Origin of the sequence: Flavobacterium sp. RSP46 (genome assembly GCF_003984825.1) — a bacterium.
In the GTDB taxonomy this organism is placed as follows: domain Bacteria; phylum Bacteroidota; class Bacteroidia; order Flavobacteriales; family Flavobacteriaceae; genus Flavobacterium.
The window spans coordinates 512,652-534,839 of sequence record NZ_RYDM01000001.1 but is presented as its reverse complement, the minus strand read 5'-3'; the positions used below and the strand labels follow the sequence as shown (position 1 = coordinate 534,839).

General features: G+C 35.7%; 17 protein-coding genes and 2 pseudogenes. 1 reads left to right on the top strand and 18 read right to left on the bottom strand.

The genetic code is table 11. The annotated features are described in order from the left end of the window. Positions 1-10 precede the first annotated feature (10 nt). The 4 genes and pseudogenes from EKM01_RS02310 to EKM01_RS14705 all read right to left on the bottom strand — a co-directional run. A complete protein-coding gene (locus EKM01_RS02310; protein ID WP_126554790.1) occupies positions 11-1,309 on the bottom strand; it encodes an efflux RND transporter periplasmic adaptor subunit in 1,299 nt (432 codons plus the stop codon). Between the two features lie 6 nt (positions 1,310-1,315). Continuing rightward, positions 1,316-2,686, bottom strand: coding sequence for a TolC family protein (locus EKM01_RS02305; protein WP_126554788.1), 1,371 nt, complete (start codon positions 2,684-2,686; stop codon positions 1,316-1,318). Between the two features lie 82 nt (positions 2,687-2,768). Continuing rightward, positions 2,769-3,320, bottom strand: a pseudogene (locus tag EKM01_RS02300) (efflux RND transporter periplasmic adaptor subunit); the annotation flags it as partial. Continuing rightward, positions 3,314-3,450: pseudogene (locus EKM01_RS14705) on the bottom strand (ATP-binding cassette domain-containing protein); the annotation flags it as partial. The pseudogenes EKM01_RS14705 and EKM01_RS02300, both read right to left, overlap by 7 nt. 240 nt (positions 3,451-3,690) lie before the next feature. Between EKM01_RS14705 and EKM01_RS02295 the strand changes: the two are divergent. Further along, complete coding sequence (locus tag EKM01_RS02295) at positions 3,691-5,100, top strand: DUF4403 family protein (RefSeq protein ID WP_126766622.1); 1,410 nt, start codon at positions 3,691-3,693, stop codon at positions 5,098-5,100. Between the two features lie 33 nt (positions 5,101-5,133). On the opposite strand, the gene EKM01_RS14955 is transcribed toward EKM01_RS02295, so the two are convergent. From EKM01_RS14955 to ruvA, 14 genes are all read right to left on the bottom strand, one after another. Continuing rightward, positions 5,134-5,283: a hypothetical protein gene (locus EKM01_RS14955; protein WP_317125129.1), complete on the bottom strand. Its 150-nt coding sequence runs from the start codon at positions 5,281-5,283 to the stop codon at positions 5,134-5,136. A 109-nt stretch (positions 5,284-5,392) separates the two neighbouring features. Then, the gene (locus EKM01_RS02285; protein ID WP_126766618.1) at positions 5,393-5,977 is read right to left on the bottom strand and encodes a DUF420 domain-containing protein; all 585 of its coding nucleotides are present in this window, start codon (positions 5,975-5,977) and stop codon (positions 5,393-5,395) included. Then, positions 5,978-6,664, bottom strand: a complete 687-nt coding sequence (locus EKM01_RS02280) for an SCO family protein (protein ID WP_126554780.1) — start codon at positions 6,662-6,664, stop codon at positions 5,978-5,980. It lies immediately after the preceding gene. Positions 6,665-6,675: 11 nt separating this feature from the next. After that, the gene (locus EKM01_RS02275; protein ID WP_126458498.1) at positions 6,676-7,317 is read right to left on the bottom strand and encodes a hypothetical protein; all 642 of its coding nucleotides are present in this window, start codon (positions 7,315-7,317) and stop codon (positions 6,676-6,678) included. Between the two features lie 77 nt (positions 7,318-7,394). After that, the gene (locus EKM01_RS02270) at positions 7,395-7,745 is read right to left on the bottom strand and encodes a cytochrome C oxidase subunit IV family protein (protein ID WP_126454166.1); all 351 of its coding nucleotides are present in this window, start codon (positions 7,743-7,745) and stop codon (positions 7,395-7,397) included. A gap of 21 nt (positions 7,746-7,766) precedes the next feature. Then, on the bottom strand, positions 7,767-8,744 hold the full coding sequence (locus tag EKM01_RS02265) for a cytochrome c oxidase subunit 3 (protein ID WP_126458495.1): 978 nt from the start codon (positions 8,742-8,744) through the stop codon (positions 7,767-7,769). Positions 8,745-8,786: 42 nt separating this feature from the next. Further along, a complete protein-coding gene (locus EKM01_RS02260) occupies positions 8,787-9,374 on the bottom strand; it encodes a cytochrome c oxidase subunit 3 (RefSeq protein ID WP_126766615.1) in 588 nt (195 codons plus the stop codon). A gap of 3 nt (positions 9,375-9,377) precedes the next feature. Then, positions 9,378-10,280: a heme o synthase gene (gene cyoE, locus EKM01_RS02255; RefSeq protein ID WP_126554776.1), complete on the bottom strand. Its 903-nt coding sequence runs from the start codon at positions 10,278-10,280 to the stop codon at positions 9,378-9,380. A 105-nt stretch (positions 10,281-10,385) separates the two neighbouring features. Further along, the gene (locus tag EKM01_RS02250) at positions 10,386-12,539 is read right to left on the bottom strand and encodes a gliding motility protein RemB (protein WP_126766612.1); all 2,154 of its coding nucleotides are present in this window, start codon (positions 12,537-12,539) and stop codon (positions 10,386-10,388) included. Further along, positions 12,529-13,272, bottom strand: a complete 744-nt coding sequence (gene deoC / locus EKM01_RS02245) for a deoxyribose-phosphate aldolase (RefSeq protein ID WP_126562648.1) — start codon at positions 13,270-13,272, stop codon at positions 12,529-12,531. Before deoC ends, EKM01_RS02250 begins: the two co-directional genes overlap by 11 nt. A gap of 221 nt (positions 13,273-13,493) precedes the next feature. Then, positions 13,494-13,910, bottom strand: a complete 417-nt coding sequence (locus EKM01_RS14950) for a VanZ family protein (RefSeq protein ID WP_126742527.1) — start codon at positions 13,908-13,910, stop codon at positions 13,494-13,496. Beyond that, a complete protein-coding gene (gcvH, locus tag EKM01_RS02235; protein ID WP_126742529.1) occupies positions 13,849-14,229 on the bottom strand; it encodes a glycine cleavage system protein GcvH in 381 nt (126 codons plus the stop codon). The genes EKM01_RS14950 and gcvH overlap by 62 nt, the downstream gene beginning before the upstream one ends. Positions 14,230-14,322: 93 nt before the next feature. Then, positions 14,323-21,489 (bottom strand): cell surface protein SprA, encoded by a 7,167-nt coding sequence (gene sprA / locus EKM01_RS02230; RefSeq protein ID WP_126766607.1) that lies wholly within the window; start codon positions 21,487-21,489, stop codon positions 14,323-14,325. 26 nt (positions 21,490-21,515) lie between these two features. Then, positions 21,516-22,097 (bottom strand): Holliday junction branch migration protein RuvA, encoded by a 582-nt coding sequence (gene ruvA / locus EKM01_RS02225; RefSeq protein ID WP_126458479.1) that lies wholly within the window; start codon positions 22,095-22,097, stop codon positions 21,516-21,518. Between the last annotated feature and the right edge of the window lie 91 nt (positions 22,098-22,188).

Genomic DNA, 22,188 nt, shown 5'->3' with positions numbered 1-22,188 from the left:
TTTTTCGCTTTTATTTTTTCATAATTTCCTTATCTTTTTTCAGCATCACTTTATCTCCTGAATTCAGTTCCTTAGCGACTGTAGAGTATGGCCCGGTAATGACCACATCGCCTTTTTTAAGACCTGTCAAAACTTCAATATTAGTATCATCCTGAATTCCGGTTTTAATAACTCTAATTTTTGCTTTATCCCCTACTTTTACGAACACACATTCGTATTTTTTATCACTTTTAGGCGATGCTTCTTTTTGTTCTTCAGCTGGATCTGCCACTTTAATCTCTTTGACTGAAGCCGTATCTGACTTTATAACAACAGCACTTATAGGCACTGTCAGTATATTTGTTTTTGTATCGGTAATAATATCAACCGTTGCGGTCATTCCAGGTCTAAAAGGGGAATATGTTTCTGGTCTTCCTTTAAGTAAATCTTGATAAGATTCCTTCAAAATTCTAACTTTTACTTTAAAATTAGTGACCTGATCAGCTGTCAAGGCGGAACTGGCTGAATTAGAAATACTAGTTACCGTCCCTTTAAATTGTTTTTTTAAATAGGCATCTACCTCCACATTTGCTTCATCTCCTACTTTAATTTTTACAATATCATTTTCATTGACATCCACTTCCACTTCCATATTATTTAAATTGGCCACTCTTAAAATCTCCGTTCCGGTCATTTGTTGCGTACCCAAAACGCGCTCGCCCAGCTCTACATTCAGTACTGAAATGGTTCCGTCAGCGGGTGCATAAATGGTGGTACGCCCTAGATTATCTTTAGCCTCATTTACGGTTGCCGCAGCACTTTGAACATTAAAGTAAGCCGTTTGTTTTGATGCTTTAGCAACTTCATAAGAAGCAACTGCTTTATCCCAATCTGATTTTGAGATAATGCCTTTTTCAAATAATATTTTGTTTCTCTCGTAATTTGATTTGGATTCTTTAAAAGAGGCCTCCGCCTGACTCAAAGCAGCTCGTGTGCCTGATAAATTAGAAACGGAACGATTGTATCCTGAAGTATACAAATCCGGATTTATCTTGACCAATAAATCGCCTTTTTTAACGGCTTGTCCTTCTTTTACATTCAAAGAAATAATTTCGCCTGAAACCTCCGATGAAATTTTAACTTCAATTTCTGGTTGAATTTTCCCGGTAGCCGATACGGTTTCAATAATAGTTGAGGGATTGACCTGGGCGATTTCAATTTCTGTTCCCTCATCTTTATTTCCTATAACACCTGCTTTTGAAAGCGTTACTAACAATACAATAGCTGCTACTGAAACACCTAATACAATATAAATTGTTTTTTTTGACATGATAAATTAGTATTTGATAATTGGAATTCCAAAATAGAATTCTAGTATTTTGATTTTAAAAATATAATCGTATTTGGTTCTAATAATTTCTGATTGTGCATTCGTCAGTAAGGTTTGTGATTGATTAAAATCAAATGAATTCATCAAACCTACATCATATTTTTCTTTGGCATAATCGTAAGCGCCTTGTCTCGCCTCAAGTGCCACAACTGAGGATTCATAGGTATTTAGTGCGCCTTTAGCATCTGTAAAGGCAGTAAAAACATTACGCTGCAAATCTAAATCCTGCTGTTCCACTGCAATTTTTGACCGTTCTAAACTTACTTTTGAACGTTCTACATTGTTCCTCACCGAAAACCCATTGAATATCGGAATCGACAATTGTGCTCCAAAAGACTGTCCTTTATTACTATTAAACTGTTCGAAAAACGGAGCTGAATTTTTAGTGCCAATTAGATTCCTCATACTATCAAAGAAAGGGACATCTGCATAAGAAACTCGGCTATTAAAGCTGTAAAAACCTTGTAAAGTAGGTTGAAAAGCTCCTTTGGCAATCTCCAGATCTTTCTGTGCAATCTCCAGATTTGTTCTGGCAATTTTCAGTTCAGTTCTGTTTTCTAATGCTTTGTCATAAATAGCAGCTGGAGTTTGTACCATTATATTATTTTTATCTCTAATGTCAGTATCATCTACTACATCAAAATCTTCAAACTCTTTTAATTGCAACAACTGCGCTAAACTTAATTTAGAAATTAATAAAGCATTATCTGCAGCAATAACATTTTGATTGTTCAATGCTACTGTAGCTTTGATATCTAATAAATCCCCACGAGGAATTGAACCTGCTTTAACTAATTCTTCAGAGCGTACATATTGTTTTTCATTAATTTCCAACTGTTCTTTTTGTACTTTTAGATTTTCTTTATTAAAAAGAATCTGTAAGAAAGCGTTGGCAACATTCAGGGCAATATCCTCCTGCATTTTGAGTAATTGGTATTTAGCCGCCACAATTGAAAGATTAGCTCTTCGAAGTGTATTTTGATTTTGCAGTCCTTTATAAATATCCACTCCAACATTGGCTCCAGCCGAAGTAAACTGCGTCGTTTGGTTCTGCAAAAGCCCTGTTGTAATATCCTGATTCAAACCAATGTTCCAGGAATGTGATGCATTTGCATTTAAAGACGGCAGAAAATTTCCGATGGCTCCTTTTTTATCAATAAGAGCTGTTTTACTATCTAATTCAGATTGCTTGATGGAAATATTGTTTTGAATGGCATATTTCACGCATTCCTCGAGGGTCCATTTTTTGGATTGCGCCTGAATAGACAAACTGAACAGCGTGATAAAAACGAAACTGATATAACTATTTTTTTTCATATATTTTAGATGAAAGTGTAACAAAGGTACTACACATATTTAACATTTTTTAAAAAACTGAATTTCTTTTTTAAGTACAGATTTAGGGTTTCACTTCTTCGCTTTTTAAGACTTGATTCCAAACTTTAATCGTATCGGAAGCTTTAATTCCACTTTTGATTTCGACATAAATACCATCGCTGATACCCAAGATTAACTCCTTTCTTATAAATTCCTGCGTCCCCGTTTGAATCTCTACGTATGGTTTTTGTGTCTTCTTATCAAATTGAATCAGCGCCTCTTTCAGCGCCAATACCTTATCCACTTTTTCAAGTATAATTGACACATTTACTCTCAAACCAGCGCGAATAAAAGTGTTCTCACTATTGGCTAATGATGCTTTGATTTCAAATTGGATGGCACCATTTTCAGTTTTACCTTTTGGAGCAATGTATTGCAATACGGCGTCAAATTTTTTGTTCTCGATAGCGCCAATGGTAATTTCGATGGGTAATTTTTCTTTTATTTCGCCCACTTCTGACTCGTCAATTTTTCCCACAAATATCATTCGGCCTACATCTGCAACACTTGCAATTGTTGTCCCTTCATTGAAGTTATTACTTTCAACAACCTGATTCCCTACTTTTACGGGAACAGTATCTAAATTGTAATTCCCGGAATCTGCCTCATCCAGAATTCCAAGTATGTTTAATAGTGTTAATTTCCCTGAACAAGGGGGAACCCATAATGGCCACTAGCTCGCCTTCCTTGATATTGAAATTAATCCCTTTTAAAACATGTAGATCAGAACTTCATATTTTATACGATTTGTACAGGTCTTTAATTTCAATCATAATCTGGCAATTTTAAAACACTATTTAATTAGTTTCAACAGTAAATTATACGGAAATAAAAAGAATGACTTCAAGGATTTTAACCATAAGACTTCGTTGCAGATAAAATGTTACACTTTAATCTTAAAAAAGAATAGTTTTATTAATTTTACCGCTTTAAACCCGAATTAAATGCCAAAAACGCTATCAACCCTGCTTACACTCTGTTCTATAATTTTATTTTTTAGCTGTTCGTCAACAAATCAAATTGAAGCTTTGAAACCTGAGCCTGACGATGCAACACCATTAGTCTATGAAAATACTCCGTCCTTTATCAACTTGCCCATCAGTATCAAACTGAAAGAAATTCAAAACCAAACCAACACTCTAATGAACGGCTTGATTTACGAAGACAACAACATTGACGATGATGGCATTGAAATGAAAGTTTGGAAATTGGAACCAATAAGTGTCGTGAATGACCCGGAGAACTCAGGAGAAAAAATAAAAACTATTTTACCCTTAAAAGCGGTTGTGAAATACCGAATTGGCACTAAAAAAATGGGTATTGAATTGTATGATACGCGGGAATTCAACCTGAATGGCGTGATCACTTTAGTAAGCGAAATTAGCTTAACCAATTGGAAATTGAATACCACAACCCAACTGCAATCATTGGACTGGAACGAAAGCCCAACGATGCGCGTTTTTGGAAAAAATGTTCCAGTTACCTATTTAATCAATCCTGCCATCCAATTATTTAAATCGAAAATCGAAAATAAAATTGATGCCGCGATTGCGAAATCAATGGATTTCAAGCCGAATGTGTTGGCCGCTTTAGAAAAAGTCTGCATCCCTTTTCAAATGAGTACAACTTACAACAGTTGGCTTCGTATTGTTCCTGTTGAAATTTATTCTACAAATGCCCAACTAAAAAAAGACACTTTTGTGTTGCAAATGGGGATGAAATGCAACATGGAAACCATAATAGGACAAGAACCTGATTCTAAATTTGATGCCTCAAAGATCATTTTAAAACCAGTTACTAAAATTCCAGAAGCCATCACTGCAAATATCATTGCTGTTTCGACATATCAGGAGGCTTCAAAAATAATGACCAGGAATTTTGCAGGCCAAGAATTTAGCTCAGGATCAAAGAAAGTAAAAGTGCAAAATGTAGCAATTTGGCACAAAACCGGAAAAATGATTATTGCGCTAGAAATAACAGGATCTGTAAACGGAACACTCTATTTGTCCGGATTACCCAAATATAATGAACAAACAAAAGAGATCTATTTTGATCAATTGACCTATGCTTTGGATACCAAAAATAAATTGATGCGCACTGCTAGTTGGCTTGCACAAGGATTTGTATTGCGAAAAATGGAACAATCTTGCCGATATTCCTTGATACCAAATCTTGAAGAGGGTCAAAAAAATATACTGCCTTATCTAAAAAATTATTCTCCAATGCAAGGCGTGTTCATCAATGGAAAAATGGAAAACATTCAATTTCAAAGAATCCAATTGACAAATCAAGCCATCTTAGCCTTTATAAAAGTAAAAGGAACCATCAATGTCGCTATAAACGGCCTGAAATAATTTTTCCATTTTAAAAAAAATAAAAAGTGCTGTTTAACTGGATTTGTTTTTTTTCATTCGATAAATAGCGTAACCAATCCCTGCAACCAGAAGATAAGGAATTACCATTAAATATACAATTCCGTCATTAACCGCTGCTGCTGTAGTGGTATTTCCTTCACTCGTCAATGCCGCGCGACACATCGCACATTGAGCCTTTACAGAAGACGAAAAAAGAAAACAAATTAGTACAAATATAGATACAGACCACTTTCTGATTATACTCTTGGTTTTTGAAATCTGGCTTTTACTTTTAATATACATAATAAGGGGAAATCATTAAATAAACAATTACTCCGGTAACGGCGACATACAACCAGATTGGGAAAGTAATTTTGGAGATCTTTTTATGACTTTCAAAATTTTGTGCTAATGCTCTAACGTATGTAATCAAAACCATTGGAATAATCGCAATCGATAAAATAATATGCGTGATTAAAATCAATAAATAAACGATTCGTAATGATCCTATAGCTACTCTTTCAGAATCCTCTAATATAAGATTATGGTTAGAATCTCCAAAAATAGCAGAAACGGACGTCATGTGATAGGCAACATACATTACCAAGAAGGCGATAGACAATGCAATAGCTCCTGTCATCAACCTTTCGTGAAGTTTCCTTTTTCCGTTTTTAATTGCTACTACGGCTGCAACTAACAAAATCGCAGTAACCCCATTAGTAGTAGCATAAATGGGTGGCAAAAAAGAAAGAGGCGCTACATCATATCCCAAATCTTTTAATTTGACCCCAAAGAGTATAGCCACAACTACTGGTATTAGTACCGATACCGCTATAATTAGCGTATTGTATTTTTTTTCTAAAGAACTGTTTTCCATTTACTCTTTTAATAAAATATTAATATCCTGCTGAATGTTCCTTACTCCTTTTTTATCTAAACCATCGTAATATAAAATTGGATTCCCAAAATCATCTTTTCTACAACGAATATTTCCATTCTTATCAATCAAGGCAAACAATCCTGAATGCTCGAATCCACCTGCTGCTTTATTATTTTCCCCAGCATAAAGATTAAATCCCTTATTGGCCAAATTAAAAATATAGGCTTTATCCCCGGTCAAAAAATTCCAATTCGTAGATTTTACTCCTAAAAAGTCTGCATGCTCTTTTAATACTTCTGCAGTATCGTGCTCTGGATCTATAGTAATAGAAACGATCCCAAAATTAGGATTTCCGAAAAAACTTTTTTCAATAAGAAGCATACTTTCATTCATCTTTGGACAAATAGTAGGACATGTTGAAAAGAAAAACTCTAAAACATAGACCTTTCCTTTGTAGGTTTCATTCGTTATTTTTTTATTGTCTTGATTTGTCAATTCGAATTGTGGGGCTGGACCAATTTTAGTTAGCTTCTCACCTTCTATAACTGCTGGCCTCACACTGTCAAGACGGTCGCCCTGAACCACTTTGTCATTTTTAATTCTATCTACAATTTTTGGAATCGCATAGATGCCAAAAATCAAAATAATAAACGAAATACCGATATATGATTTATTCTTAAACATAAACTATAAATTTAAATTTTTCTACTGGCATTCTTATTTTTCTTCAGAGCAGCGCGATATTCATACAAAATGACTTTAAAATCATCCAGCATTTCATTGCTTAACTCAGCGGGGTGAAACGTATTATACCCCTCTTTGGTATCTTTTACTAATTTCCTCCCTCGAAGATTGCGTTCTTTATCGATGATATACACTTTGGGAGTCCCTAACTTTTGGTCAAGATTCTCGATCAGTTTTAATTGCTTGTGATACGCTTGAATTTCTTCAGCTGAGGCAAACACAAAACGCCATTGTGCCATATCTGTAAAAGCGGACAAGGCATCAACTACTTTCTTCGCATCTTTCTCAGTCCCTATAGGGCAAATTACTACGAACTGGACATCTTTAAACTTATGATACGTTTGATAAATTTTCTGATTTAGGTTAAAAAGGTTGCCTCGGTTTATCAAAAGATCTGTCCCTGAAAACCCCAGAACGGTAACCTTATCATTTAAACTGATTTTTCCTCCGTCTAAAGTAGACCAATCTCCAAAATCAGCTGTTTTAGGGGTTACAATAGGAAGTTTTGTAAAACTGTTTACACCAGAAGCAAAAAAGAGGTACGCAACGATGGGTAAAATAAAAAGAACAAAAAGAACACTATTTTTTTTCATTGTGACAATGCTATTTATTAAAGTACAAAAATAAAAAAAGGCACGCAATGCGCACCCTTTTTTGAATTAATATCGTGTTAAAAATTCCATTTAATCGTGGAATTTTTAAAAACCTCATGAATATAATCTCCTTCTGTCAAAAGAATGAAAAGCAGGTAAATGATCAAGAAAATTAAAGGCAAAACAACTGCACTTCTTAAACTACTTTTTTCACCCTCCATGTGCATGAAGGCCCAAACTATATAGTACGCCTTATAAATTGTAAGGCCATAAAATATCCAGTTAAGCAAATTCATACCCATAAAATTATTCATGTGAAGAACTTCAGGTTTCAAAATCCCAAGAATAACTTCTATTATGGTAACGGCAGATAATATTCCGAAAACTTTCCAGATTCTGCCTATGTTAGATACGTGTACGTGTGACATGATAATTACTTTTTTTGAAAATTAAACAAGATAGAAAACGGTGAATACAAACACCCAAACTAAATCGACAAAATGCCAATAGAGCCCCACTTTTTCTACCATTTCGTAGCTACCTCTTTTTTCATAGGTTCCAATTAATACATTAAAAAATATAATAATATTAATTATTATTCCTGAAATAACGTGAAAACCGTGAAAACCGGTAATAAAGAAAAAGAAATCAGCAAATAATTTACTTCCATATTCATTTCTGACCAGATTTGCGCCTTCCACAACATAATGTGCCTGACCCAATCTAGATACGGATTCTTCTCTAGAAAGAATTGTTTTCTGTTTGGTTGCGGTCATCACTTCTGTTCGAATCAAAAGTTCAGGATGTGCTTTGAAACCGGCTTGAACCTCGGCTACAGAATAGGAAGGTAATGATGGCTCACTCATAAACCATTTGGCTTTATTTGGAGTCAATTGCTCTCTTTCTTCGTGCAGATTGGCAGCAAAATCAGCCAAAGCTACACGATTTCCGTCTTTATCAACAAACTGAAGCAAACTACCTCCTTTTGTTTCAATAGCGCCGTATTCGCCTTTGATGAAATTTTTCCATTCCCAAGCTTGAGACCCTACGAAAATCAAACCTCCAATAATAGTCAAAAACATATAAAGGATTACTTTATTTTTTTTCATTTGATGCCCTGCGTCAACGGCCAAAACCATAGTCACAGATGAAAAGATCAAAATAAAAGTCATTAATGCTACATAATACATCGGAGCAGATACCCCGTGCATAAATGGAAAGTGTGTAAACACTTCATCAGCCAACGGCCATGTCTCAATAAATTTAAATCTAGAAAAACCATACGCGGCTAAAAATCCAGAGAACGTTAAAGCATCCGATACGATAAAAAACCACATCATCAATTTGCCATAACTTGCCCTCATTGGCTCATTGCCGCCTCCCCAAGTTTTCTCTTCACTATTTGCAGTAGTAACTGTCGCTTCCATAAAAATTATTCGTTAAAAAGTTCCCAAATTTACGTTTTTTTCTTATTTAAAGAAATATAAAAACAAAAACAAATAAACCCATAATAGATCCAAAAAGTGCCAGTACATTGCACCTAGTTCTATACCAAGGGTTTGAGATGAATTGTATTTTTGTTTAAAATGATTATAAATTATAATTAGTAGTGAAATCACACCGCCAGCAAGGTGAATCAGGTGCACAACCGTTACAACATATAAAAAAGTAGTCGTTATTGAGCTTCCACTTCCCGTGAAATAATACCCGCTTTCGACTATTTCTCCAAAACCTGCAAACTGCAAAAAAACAAACAATATTCCTAATGCTAAAGTAGCTAAAAGAAACATTGTAGTTCGTGTTTGATTGTCTTTTTGAATCGCTTTTTTGGCTAGGTAAAAAGTCACGCTACACCCTATAATTGCCGCAGTGCTATAGTAAAAAGCAATAGGCAATTGAAAATCCTTCAACCAGTCGGCTCTTGATTTACTCACTACAAAAGCACTCGTTAGTCCTGCAAACATCATAATCATACTCACCATAGCAAACAACAAAATCAATTTATAGGATCTTGCCGTTCTTGATTTTTGCTCGGCTGCTGTCATTATCATTTCCATAATTTATCTTAAAAATTTATCAAATATATAGACTAATTGTAACAAAGTAATATAGGCTACACTAACTAACATCAAAGTTTTAGCCGCTTTTGCGGTTCGTAATTTATACAATCGAACGGCATAAAAAAGCATCCAAATACCCAGTAAAAATACAACAATTGCTGCAATTGGCGTGATAAAAAAACGTCCCGTATACCCTAAAACCGGCAATAAGGAAGCCAAAATAAGCCACACTGTATACAGAATAACCTGCAAAGCGGTTCCTTTGTCTTTCTTTCCCGTTGGTAACATAAAGAACCCTGCTTTTTCATAATCTTCGTATAGAAACCAACCAATAGCCCAAAAATGTGGAAATTGCCAAAAAAACTGAATCAAAAACAAGGTTCCTGCCTCTATTCCAAATTCTCCCGTTGCCGCTACCCACCCCAACATAAAAGGAATTGCACCCGGAAATGCCCCCACAAAAACGGACAATGAAGTCATTGTTTTTAATGGCGTATAAACACTTGTGTATAAAAATATGGAAATAGCACCAAACATGGCCGTCTTCGGGTTGATCGTATAAAGCATCGCAATTCCTATAACGGTAAGCAAACTTGCTACCAGCAATGCAGTGCGTTGAGACATTCTTCCCGTTGGAACCGGACGATTTTTGGTCCTGTCCATCAAAGCATCTAAATCTTTTTCAATTACCTGATTAAAGACATTCGAAGCGCCCACCATACAATACCCGCCTACAGCTAATTTGAACAACACCGCCCAATCTAAAGAGTGCAAATCATAAATCCCAAGCATAAATCCTGCAATAGATGAAAATACGACACTAACGGCTAAACGAGCCTTAGTGATTTCGCGGAAATCGATATAAATAGATTTTAATGAAAGGGTACTTTGTGTTGTGCTCAATGCTAAAGATGATTTGCTTTGTAAAAACTTTTGCAAAAGTAGGGTATCAAAAGGGATTTGACAAAAAACAATTCATAAAAAACTTTTTTAAAATGAAAATGAAAACTAATAGTCAAAATACCAGTTAAAAATATCAGCTCTTAATCCTAAAGTTAGCCAATTAGTGCTCTGATTGAAAGTTGTTTCCGTATTTTTTGAAGGGTCGAAACTCCTGTAAATATAGCTTCCAAAAAACTTTAGGTTGGTTGCCGGATTGACTAAATATCCCCCTTGAAAGTCCGCAATAAAAACAGCTGTTTTATTTCCTTGACCCACTTTTACACCACTGTCAAACGGCCTGTTTTCATCATAATCCTTGTAAATATTTCCTCCATAATTAAAAACATCTTCTGTTGTACCAAAATCCAGGCCTCGAGTTCCCATAGTAACTTTTGCGTCAGCAAAATACCTTCCTTTGTGGTATCGGGCAATTGCAATAAATTCCTTAAAATTTCCGCCCCACTGATGTCCTATACTTTGATTATTATGTCCATAATTTGTGATTGGAGCACTATGAGAATATACATACGGACGAACATGATTGTACTCTAACTGCAATAGTAAATTATCTACTTTGAAAGCATCAAAATATTTAATTCCAAGTTGGTATCCGTATTTATTTTTCCAGCTGTTATCCCGTTTTTTTACATCACCAAGCGAAAATTCATCGAGAACAAACTGTCCGTATAAGTTAATCTGGTTGCTCCATTTGTATTTATAAGTCAATCCTAAAAGCGCATTTCCGGTTCTTGCTGACGAAGCAAATTCGACCGCACGATAAAAAATTATGGGATTCACAAAACTCATGTCAAATCCTCTCTCATTGGTATTTGTCCAAATCACAGATTCGAAGAAACCTAGATTCAGCCTGTTCGAAACATTCCAACTCAAATAATGGTTGGCCATAAACTTCGTAGCGTAGGTTCTTTCCAGCGTAGCGTCCGGGCGAACGTCTTTAAGCCACATATAAGTATTGGTATATTTTATTTTCCAAAAATTAGTATTCAATTTAAAATAAGGATAGGGACTGGCACCATCACTTTCTAACAAAGAGCGATAACCATCCCCAATAAAATTTCTTCCGTAACCCAATTGCATATCAATATGTTTGCTGGGCGCAAAAGTCAAATTGGCTTCGGCCAAAGGAAAATCATACGAATCCGTTTTGAAATCTTTTGCAATTCCGATTCCCGGAATAATCGCAGGATTGCCTCCATCCGGTTTGATTGACTCAGCATACCGATTGTAATAATCCGCAAAACGACCCTGACTTTCAAAAATGGTTGTGGTAAAATTGAGTTGTTTTCCTATACCACCACGAAAATTTATCCCCCGTGTATTTACATAAGTATAAGAAGCCTCCGTTTGGGTAGCCTTCCCAAGCTGCAGGTCAAAAATAGGGTTAACTGTAAACCAATAGTCTTCCCCTTGAATTGCAACTGTACTCTCATTCCATAGTTTTCTGGCCCACCAGCCGGAAACATTCTTTTTCAGCTTTTCATTGGCTCCTTTTAAGTCATAATATTTTGACACCTCCGTATACGTATATGGTTTTGATGCCGTATGACTATTGCTCCCCACTTGATTTAACGAAGCATCAAATTGCGCATAATAACTGTGTGAAAAGGGCACATTCAAATGGCTATCAAATTCAGGGTTATTAAATTTTTTATACACGATGCTATCCAGTTCTGTTACCTTTTTATTGCTACTAGGCAGGAATTCGGCTTTCGCCAAAGCTTCAGCAACAACTTCTTCCCTGCTTTTTAAAGGAATTGCAATCGTCATTGTAAACTTATTATAGGTGGGGTTACCGTTGTAGGTTGAGGGTTGAATTTTAGGCAATTTTGCAAAAACTCTTTTGGTTTCCTTTATCAGGTCTTGCGCTATGGCATCTACATAAATCACTTTAAATACCCCCGTATTATCTACTTCAAAGAGCACTTTTACCGCTCCTTGAAAATCATTTTGGACTAGGTGCTCTGGAATTTCAAAGTTTTGAAAAACAAAATCCTGAACCTGATTATAGAAACACGTTTCTAATGTTTTGGATTGCAAGTTTACACAATCTGGAAAAACAGGAAATCGTTCGGCTGAATTTCCTGACTCTTGCAGTAAACTATTAATCTGCTGAGCGTTTGTATAGAAAGAAGACAGGAACAAAAGCATTACAAACACTGTTTTTTTTACCTCAATTTCCTTTATAAATCTAATATTCATTGTGTGAATTTTGACCGTTAGCAATCATTTTAGCTCCCGAAGTTCCTATTCGTCTCACGCCTAATCGGATCATTTCAACAGCTTCCTCATACGTCCGCACTCCTCCGGCAGCTTTTACCGGTAAAGGCGACGCATTTTCGAGCATCATTTTTATAGCAGGAATCGTAGCGCCATTGGGCAGATTATTTTCCGTTTTATAAAATCCGGTTGAAGACTTCACAAAAATCGTAGCGAACAACTCTTGCTGAAAATTAGAAACAATAACATTTTTAATCAAACTTGATAATTGGATGATTTCTTTATCATTGAGCGCTGCAACTTCAATAATCCACTTTACAACTTTCTTATTGGCCAATCCCAATTGCGTGCACTTTAGAATTTCATCTTTGACCAAGTCAATTTCACCATTTTTGAAGGCTTCATAATTACAAACAAAATCCAGATCATCAGCCCCATTATCTATAGCCTGTCCGGCCTCAATCAACTTCTGTTCAATTGAAGATTTGCCCTGCGGAAAATCAATTACAGTTCCTATTTCCAGATTTGAATGTGCCGAAAGAATCATTTTTCTAGCTAAAGGAACCATCTCGGGACGTATCATAATGAGTTTAAAGCGTTCCTCAATGGCTTCCTGAATAAATCCCTGAGCCACAAGCGTATTTTCTTCATGACTGAGACCCGCTTGTACCGCAGTTTTCAAATAGGTTGAGTCTAAATATTGCTTGATATCCATAGCGATTTTGATTTCATAATTATAGTGAACTCTGACTGACAAAAATACATTTTATATGCACATGAGCTTAGTGCTAGATCGTACAATTTAATTATTTTTGATACTACAACTGATACTTTCACTACATTAAAAATAGTAAAAATCCTGTTCCGTAAAACCGCAACTCTTCTAGTGCCTAAAACATAAAATCCCACAAGAAGTGGGACTTTATCTTTATGTTTTTATTTCTTAAACAGCACCGCGATTGCTACTGCCAGCACCGCTCCGGATGTATTTGCTGAAACATCATATATGTCTGCATGTCTGGAAAGGGTAAACAACTCTTGTGAAATCTCGATTACTATTCCAAAAAAAAAGGAAAACAAAAAAGAAAACACTAACGGTTTTAAACTATTCGAACTGCTTATCTGTTTTTTTAAAAACAAATAACAAAATGACGTTAGTACAAAATGAAAAAAAGCATGGACATATTTATCTATATTGGACACATTCCCAAGAGGGACATTGTTCAATTGTATTAAACAAAAAAAGGCAATAATTCCAGCCCATACAATAACTGCCCACAAAAATAGTTGCTTATGCACCAATAATTTCTTTATACGAATCACTCGAAAGAAGCGAATCAAATTCAGCAACATTAGTTACTTTAATTTTTACCATCCATCCGGCGCCATAAGGATCTGAGTTTACACTTTCCGGAGTGTTCTCTAGTGCGTCATTAAAAGCGATAATTTCTCCTGAGAGAGGAAGAAACAAATCAGAAACCGTTTTAACCGCTTCCACAGTCCCAAAAACCTCATCTTTCTCTAAAATCTGATCTAAAGTTTCCACCTCAACATACACGATATCCCCTAATTCTTTTTGCGCAAAATCAGTGATTCCTACTGTTGCAATATCCCCTTCAAGGCTTACCCATTCGTGATCTTTTGTGTACTTTAAATTTGCTGGTATGTTCATATTATTGTAATTGATAATTATTAAATGATAATTTGAATTTTATGTGACAAATGTAGCAATCTCAATTCAAATCTGGTTTAGATTTAAAGAAAATTAATTCCCAAAATTATACCGAAGTGTAAACCCGGAACGAACATTTGTCAGTGGAAAAGAAGTCGAGATTACTGCTTTAGAAAAAGAATGATCGTAATAGAAAATAGCCGTAAGGTTTTTACTAAAGGAATAATCAGCTTTTACGGTAAGTGACCACAAATTTTGACCGCCTGCCAGCTGATTGTTGTTATAATCCAAGTACCTTACAATGGTTTGATTGTTCCGATAGGACAAATCTGCTTTCAAATTAATATCGCTTTTTATTATTCCTGTGGGATTATCTGCGAGTCTGGAAGAAAAAATAACATCTTTGAAACGGTAGCCTAGCCCAACCACATATTCAATTCCTTTGACTTCGGTCAATAAATTATTATCAAAACTCATGGATAACGCTCTGTCTTTTTTGATTTCGGCCAATACTTTCAAGGAACTTTTCAGTTCAAAATCCATTCGCAACAACGGATTAAATTGCTCTACTAAATTGATATTAGACATGATGGTTTGATTAAAAAAATTACCACTTGCATCAGTTCCGTCGGGTGTTTTATCGTATTCAAAATTTGATCTGAATGCATTTATCGTATATGAAGCCCTGTAATTATGCTGCAGGGAGAATCGTTTGAAATTCTTTTTAAAAACTTCATAACGCATCAGTCCATTATATTTCACAGCCCAGTTTGGGATTGGAAAATTTCTAAAAATTCCCAGCGAAACAGCGGAAGCATCTCCCCCGGAATAAGCAGCTAAAAACGCTGGTAACAATACGGCCTGATTATTTTTTCCATAACCCAAAGGGAATCCTTCCGGATCCAGGTTACTCGGATTATTAATGTCGATGCCGCGCTGTGTTGCCAGTCTATTTGCCACAGTAAGCCTGTTTGATCTAAAGTCATCAAATGCAGCTGATATATTTTCATCACTACCCGAAAAGGAAGTTTTTATCAGAACGGTCGATATCGAGAAAATCCCGGCAGTGTAGGGAGATCTTGCGTTATAAACGCCATCGGTAACGTCATATTGTTCCGAAAAATTTTCAGAGTAGGCCCGGTCTAAAGTCAAATCAATTTTTAAATCCGGCAGTAAATCTACATTTGCTGTAGCTTTAAATAATTTATTTGTCACTCGGGAAAAATTTTGATTGAAATCCGGATAATTGGTCAGCCATCCATTTTTTGCTGCTTCAAAGCGAACATCATCCTGACTTCCAAAAATAAATCCTAACGATGGTCTTGAAGAACCCAGAAACCCCACGCTTGGTGTGTATCCCGGCAAAACGGTACCGCTATTGTGTGTATAGGTCATCTGAATGTTTTTGACACTAGTCAACATCCCAATCAAACCATCTACAAATGGATTGTTTTTTGGAGCTTGGTTTGCATTCCTATTTACTATTTTTTCTCCCGGTTTTGGAGCAGTCATTCTAGGTTTAGATACTGTCTTAGTACTGTTTTTGGCAAGTCCTAAATATTTATACAACAAATCCATATTGAATGTTGCATTCAAATTATTGGAATTTGCATTTTGAACGGTATTTCCCAGATTATAATTAGCGCCTTCAATTTGTATTTCTGACAAAGCATTAGAAGTACGCTGCCAGCTGTAATCACCGGTATAAGAATACGTTGCTTTTACAAAACTGAACAACGGAATTTTATTAATTGGAATTTCATAATTCAAAACCAGTTGTTGCATGTGTTGATTTGGATCTCCCATGTCCCAATAACTATCCCAAATTGTAAACGTATCAATAGGCTCATTATTCTCGTTCAAATAGCTTTTTACAATATTGCTGGATGAAGCGGTATAGTTTAATTTCAGTGATTTTGTCAAATTATAATTAAATCCATATTGGTAATTAAAAGCAAAATTTCTGCGATACAACGGATCAAGTCCTATGCCTTCTACCTCAACCTGTCTGAATTGCTGACGGTTGTATTGTCTAATAATATTGCTGTTAAACGAAATATTTGAAGGCAAATAATTAAAATTAAAATCACTCAGTAACTTCCAATAATTACTGTTTTTCATGAACTTAGTTTTCTTGAACGGCTCCACTGATTTAGGCTGAAATGTGTACGCATAATCTACAGAAGAGTTTACCTGTTGATCCACATAATCTTCGATTTCAAAATCATGTCTTTCTACTTCATTAAAAGATTGCGAAAAAGTAAAGTTTTCCGGGTCGTAAACATGCTGTTTTTGTTCCGGACCACGTTCTTTTCTAACCCCGATAAAGTTTATGCTTTTGCGTTTTGTATAATCAATAGCTCTACTGGCAATATTATCTCTTTGATTTTGATCCGTGGTTTTATCCAGTAACTGTTTTAGTTTTATATCTTGATTAAAAGGATCGTATTCCGGCGTTATTGTTTCTTCGCCTATAGCGTAATTAAAAGGCAGGTTAATCTGCCATTTTGGAGGCAGTAATTTTCCTAAATTCACATTAGCAACAATAGTATACTGTTGCGTATCTTCTCTGCTTCTTTCATTTGGGCCTTGCTCCAATGCTCCAAAACCAATAGTGCTTTTTCTACCGGAAGCTGAAACAGTGGCGAAATCAGCTAAATTTGAATCAATATTCAACACTGCGGCCATTCCGCCTTTATTATCCATATCTGCCAGGCGAAGTTCGTTAAACCAAACTTCTCCTTTAATATCGTTGCGGGCATCATTATTTTTGACCCCAACCATCAAGGTTCGTACTAACCCAAAATTAGGATTACCCTTAACTCCTATTCTTAATTTATTTATTTTATTGCCCAGGGAGGAATCCAATTCATCTTCATTTTGATAATAAATCCCATCTACTGGCAGTGTGGCAGGATCGATACTCATAGCCAGAATCTTCAATTGCGTTAATAAAGCAAGTGACAAATCAATTTCATTCTCTGCGGGCCAAACTGTTTCGGCACTCAAAGGCGAGCAATCAGAATTAGATGCTGATGATGGCGTGGTGACTTTTAAAGGGATTTCAATTTGGTAAAAATTCTGGGTAAAATCATTTCCAAAACGAATGAAACCTACCATTTGATTTTCTTGAAGTGCAATTTCGTTTGGTAACGATTCTGCATGCAAAAACATTTTTAATTTCTTGAATTGGCGCATATCAATACTAACGTTTTTAAAAACAGCTCTGGAGTCTAATGGTTCCAGTCCGTTTCCGGATACCCGCAAGGCTAATGATTGTTCGTTTTGATTAATTACCGTGTTGTTATTAAACAGCTGTTCACGCGTTACGCCCGGTGGAGTAATGTAATTAACAGGACATCTTTGGTTGTTTTCCTGAACATTTACGGCTAAAACATCTAAATTAGTATTGTCATCGTCTATGTTAGTATCATTAAAATCAAGGGTATTGGTATAGCGTCTCCATTCTCCTCGAACTAAATCCAAGGCTCCAAAACGAACCGTTACTTGATCTTCAAAACCGGTCATAAACATTCTCATGAAACGAATAGATCTAAAATCGGAAATATTTCCTATTGTGTTTTCAGGTTGCGAAACCGGAATTTTAAACTGCAGCCATCGGGCCTCTGTATTTGAACCATCGGGCAAGGTCACTTGCGTATTTCTAATATCCGTAATGTAATTTTGTCCCACGGCCATATTGGGCTGGACAGTAATGCTGTATTCATAATACGCATTAATGGTATTCATCGTATTATCCTTATTGATATCCTCGACATCAGGAAGAGTGGTAGACCCTCTGTTAGGATCATTGATATCTACTGTTGAGTTGCCATCAGTACCGTTGTACATTTTGTATCGATCAATAATGCCGCCTGATGCATTCAAGTAAAAAGTATAGTCATCTGCCGCTGGATCCAGCTCAGAAGCAAAATTAGTATATACTGATCCTTCATTAGCATTAGACAAACCATCTAAACCAATGTCTTGATTTTTTCTATTATCAACATTTGTGTCAAAAGCATAAATCAATGATTGAGAAGCCGGGACATCGCCCCATATTGGCTGTGGATTTGCCACTATCTGATCCGGTCCTAATCCGTTTTCATATTGTTTTCTTCCATCTTTCAGGACATCCTCTGATATCTCTCCTAAGTTGAAGTATATTTTACCCGTATTTGTTTGTGCTGCCTGACCATTTCCTACATACGGATCTAAAATCCAAAACTGGATGTATTCCACATTTCCTTGTTCGAAATTAGTCGAATTTAATGCTCGCATGATTCCACCAAAATTGTCTTTGGCATTTGCACCAACATTTAGGCTGTTGTTATATGGCCCCCGTTCTAAAGGATAATAACTTAAATCTAATGTGTTTATCACTTGTGATTGTCCTTGAGCGATATCTGTCAGGGGATACAATTCCTGACTAAAAATTCTTCTGGTGGTATTGAAGGAAAGGTCTTCATTAGAAACACCGGATGGTTTTTGTGTATAAAATATCGGATCTATAGAATACCATGATAATTTGGCTCTTTTAAACCCGTAACTTAAGTCATTGGCACTGGCATTAAAATCATACGTACTAGTTGTGTTTTTTTCTGGGGTTGATGCAAGACTCCAAGAATATGGGCTTCGCATATCAATAGTAGATTGAGTTCCTTCAAAATCATCTACATAAATCGTAGATTCACCCTGAAATTGATCTGCTTTAGGCGAATCCGGTTTCAAGAAAGCAACTTCGCCTCGTATAGAAAGATTAGAAGGCACATCCGTATCCAGATTGGGTAATTTATTTACCAATCGAGTCAAGAATGGCACTTCGGTTGAAAAATTAGTATTAAATCCAAAAATAGTATTGTTGACCGATTCCTGTCCAAAACTCGATTTTTGAGTAAATGGCCTTTCGCTCATTTTCAAAAAAGTGGCTCCAACCACAAAATTATCAGCAATTTTATGCTCTACATTTACACCCATAAACCGCCTGGTTTGCTGGCCAAAAACAGAGTTGTTTTCCAATGACACCTCAATAGGCGTATTAGAGGCTTGAAGTGAAGCATCTAAAATCTGTACGCGACCCAATTGATAATTGACACTGTAGTCAATTCCTTCTACCAGAACCCTTCCTGCTGCGGTCACTACAACAGAACCTCTAGGAACATTAAAAGCGCCAATTGGTATTCCATCACCACCTGTAGATTTGTATTTCCCTCTTAATAAGAACTTATTTTTCTCACTATCCTGCAAAGCCCCTGATTGGGTGTTGCGGTACATATTGCGGAACACATATTTTTTCTGATTCTCATTATAAGAACTTACATTGTTATAATTTTCTATTAAAGCGGGGTTTGCTAATTTAGAAAACAATAATTCTCCAAACGGTTCTTTTGTGGTAAAAATAATTCTTCCGTTCTGAGCATCTATAGTCAGCCCTGGCATAAAGTCAAAAAAACCATCACCTCCGGCTTGCGGATCATTATTGAAATTTAATTTGTCTAAATTAAAAACTTTCAACAATGGTGTGCTGGTAACAGTATAATCTTTTGAGGGAATTTCATTTTTATTGTTAGCATCCGGAAAAGGACTTCCAGGTACTTCCGTAATATAGTTTAGAGGCGAAGGATCCGTGTAGAGAATATTAAATCTGAAATCTTCTTGTTTCAATTGATAGCCTCCTTGAATCTGATAGATGTTTTTCATCATCAGGTTCCAAATAGGGTTTCTAACGTTAGTCAAATTACTTTTCAGCATTTTCAATATCAAACTTTGCGAGATAACCGCTTGATTTGAGGAACCATTCCCCGTAACCACCGTTGCATCTACTCCATCATTACCAAATTCCCCCACTTGATAGACCTGATCGCCTATGGTATATTGATACGCCACTGCCAGAACCTCATCATTTGCCAGTCGTTGTTGCAATGAAATATATCCTAATTGTGAATTAAAAGTATATTCATTTGGATTCAGTTTTCGAGCATTTTCTAGTTTAGAATAATCCTGTGCTTCACTTACTGTCACATTAAAACCGGAGTTTGCCGTTACAATTTCACGTATATTGGGATTCAGCAAACCTCCTCCTGTAGTAATTTGTGCAGGATCATAATCATTATTTGAATTGTCAGCAGGAGAATCTAAGGGATTATTAAAAATACCTGTTGATGGATCTAAAACAACTACTTCGTTGTCTGCCAAACCCGATAATTGTCCTTCCCCTAAATCCTGAAGTGCAATAATATTTCTAAGGTTATTATTCGTGGTCGTGACACGGTTTTGCTTATTGGTTACCCAAATTTCGATTCGGGAGATCTGAACTCTACTGTCAATAAAAGGATAATTTGCCAGGGATTTATCATACCTGTTTCTGAAATATTGGGATAAGAAAAAATGCCTGTCACTATCATAATCTAAGGCAAACATCTCAAAATCTTCAATTGTGCCTCCACCTTGAGCGATTAAACTTTTAGTCTGCGATTTTTGTTCCGAAAAAACACCGGTGACTGTTGTTTTCCCAAACTGTAATTGTGTTTTTACACCAAATAGACTTTGTGCTCCACGGATCAAGGAACTATTCAATGGCATGCTGACATTACCCACTTCTATTTTTTGAATAATATCGTCCTCTGATGGTGCATATTCCAGCTTGATCAGGTTTTGAAAAGCAAATGTTGACTGCGTATCATAATTTACATTTACATTGAGCCGAGTCCCTACCTTTCCCATCAAGCTCATGCTAATTCTTTGATCAAAATCAAATGAAGTAGTAGTCCTGTTTCTCGGGGAAAATGAGGGATTGTCTTGTTTGGTATACCGCATTCCTAAATCCATTTCAACAGATCCGGTAGGTTTTACATCAATGGTATTGCTACCAAAAACAGATTCAAAAAGCCCTGATTTTACGTAATATCGAGGTAATAAATCTCTTTTAGCAATTTCACTTCCTTCCTTTTTTCCGTCAATAGCGTCTACTTTTTTCTTGAAATAATCCCGCATGGATTCCTTCAAAACAAGATTTTCATACTCTTTTGGTGTTAAAATAATAGGGTAATTAATAGAAAAACCATCCACGGAATTTGTATAGATGTACCTGTCAGTTACAGGATCATAGGTATATGCCGAAAGGACACTTTGAGGATTTTTTAACTGTACCTTCCCTATAGAAAATCCAGTTTTTACGGTATCCTGAACTGTCTGAGTTACTTGTGCATTTGACATAAAACCACAAAATAAAACAAGTGAAAAAATACAAATTTTATGCATACAACTCGTGTTTCTTGAATCCCTTTTTATAGATTTTTCAATGCTTTTTTGATGATTGTTTCCACTGTGGCGTCCGGATCTTCTTTAACAATTTTTTCTATAATTTTTTCCGAAGTTTTTCGTACAAAACCTAAAACTTCCAAAGCTGATAACGCTTCATCTCGATTTGTATTGTTCTGTGACATAGAAACTTCATCTAAGTCGTATAATTTTAATACTTTTTCTTTTAGATCCAGTATGACTCTTTGTGCTGTTTTACTTCCAATTCCCTTTATAGACTGAACAGTAATTACATCCGCAGTCGCAATTGCTTGTATGATTTGTTTAGGATCTAGCGAGGAAAGCATTGTTCTTGCTATGCTCGCTCCTATTCCTGAAACGGACAATAACATTTTGAATATTTCTCTTTCTGACTTTTCCATAAAACCAAAAAGTGTATGCGCATCTTCTTTTATCTGAAGATACGTATACACTTTTATAAAATCTGTACTAGGAAGTAACGAATAAGTATGTAAGGAAATATTTACGTGGTAACCTACGCCACCACAATCAATAATTATGTGAGTGGGTGATTTTTCAACTAGTTTCCCTTGTAAGTGTGCTATCATGAATTAACAATATGTTAACAAATATAACAAAATTAGCATACTATTTTAGTAAATTCATTAATTTAACTTTGTTAGCTTCTTGACGCTTTTC

Excerpts from the sequence above, each read along its gene's own strand:
- ruvA (WP_126458479.1), bottom strand. The coding sequence starts at position 22,097 with ATGATAGCACACTTACAAGGGAAACTAGTTGAAAAATCACCCACTCAC.
- EKM01_RS14955 (WP_317125129.1), bottom strand. The coding sequence starts at position 5,283 with ATGTGTCGCGCGGCATTGACGAGTGAAGGAAATACCACTACAGCAGCA.
- EKM01_RS02275 (WP_126458498.1), bottom strand. The coding sequence starts at position 7,317 with ATGAAAAAAAATAGTGTTCTTTTTGTTCTTTTTATTTTACCCATCGTT.
- EKM01_RS02305 (WP_126554788.1), bottom strand. The coding sequence starts at position 2,686 with ATGAAAAAAAATAGTTATATCAGTTTCGTTTTTATCACGCTGTTCAGT.
- EKM01_RS02310 (WP_126554790.1), bottom strand. The coding sequence starts at position 1,309 with ATGTCAAAAAAAACAATTTATATTGTATTAGGTGTTTCAGTAGCAGCT.
- EKM01_RS02250 (WP_126766612.1), bottom strand. The coding sequence starts at position 12,539 with ATGAATATTAGATTTATAAAGGAAATTGAGGTAAAAAAAACAGTGTTT.
- EKM01_RS02265 (WP_126458495.1), bottom strand. The coding sequence starts at position 8,744 with ATGGAAGCGACAGTTACTACTGCAAATAGTGAAGAGAAAACTTGGGGA.
- sprA (WP_126766607.1), bottom strand. The coding sequence starts at position 21,489 with ATGCATAAAATTTGTATTTTTTCACTTGTTTTATTTTGTGGTTTTATG.
- EKM01_RS02280 (WP_126554780.1), bottom strand. The coding sequence starts at position 6,664 with ATGTTTAAGAATAAATCATATATCGGTATTTCGTTTATTATTTTGATT.
- EKM01_RS02295 (WP_126766622.1), top strand. The coding sequence starts at position 3,691 with ATGCCAAAAACGCTATCAACCCTGCTTACACTCTGTTCTATAATTTTA.
- EKM01_RS02260 (WP_126766615.1), bottom strand. The coding sequence starts at position 9,374 with ATGGAAATGATAATGACAGCAGCCGAGCAAAAATCAAGAACGGCAAGA.
- EKM01_RS14950 (WP_126742527.1), bottom strand. The coding sequence starts at position 13,910 with ATGTTGCTGAATTTGATTCGCTTCTTTCGAGTGATTCGTATAAAGAAA.
- EKM01_RS02285 (WP_126766618.1), bottom strand. The coding sequence starts at position 5,977 with ATGGAAAACAGTTCTTTAGAAAAAAAATACAATACGCTAATTATAGCG.
- EKM01_RS02270 (WP_126454166.1), bottom strand. The coding sequence starts at position 7,745 with ATGTCACACGTACACGTATCTAACATAGGCAGAATCTGGAAAGTTTTC.
- deoC (WP_126562648.1), bottom strand. The coding sequence starts at position 13,272 with ATGGATATCAAGCAATATTTAGACTCAACCTATTTGAAAACTGCGGTA.
- gcvH (WP_126742529.1), bottom strand. The coding sequence starts at position 14,229 with ATGAACATACCAGCAAATTTAAAGTACACAAAAGATCACGAATGGGTA.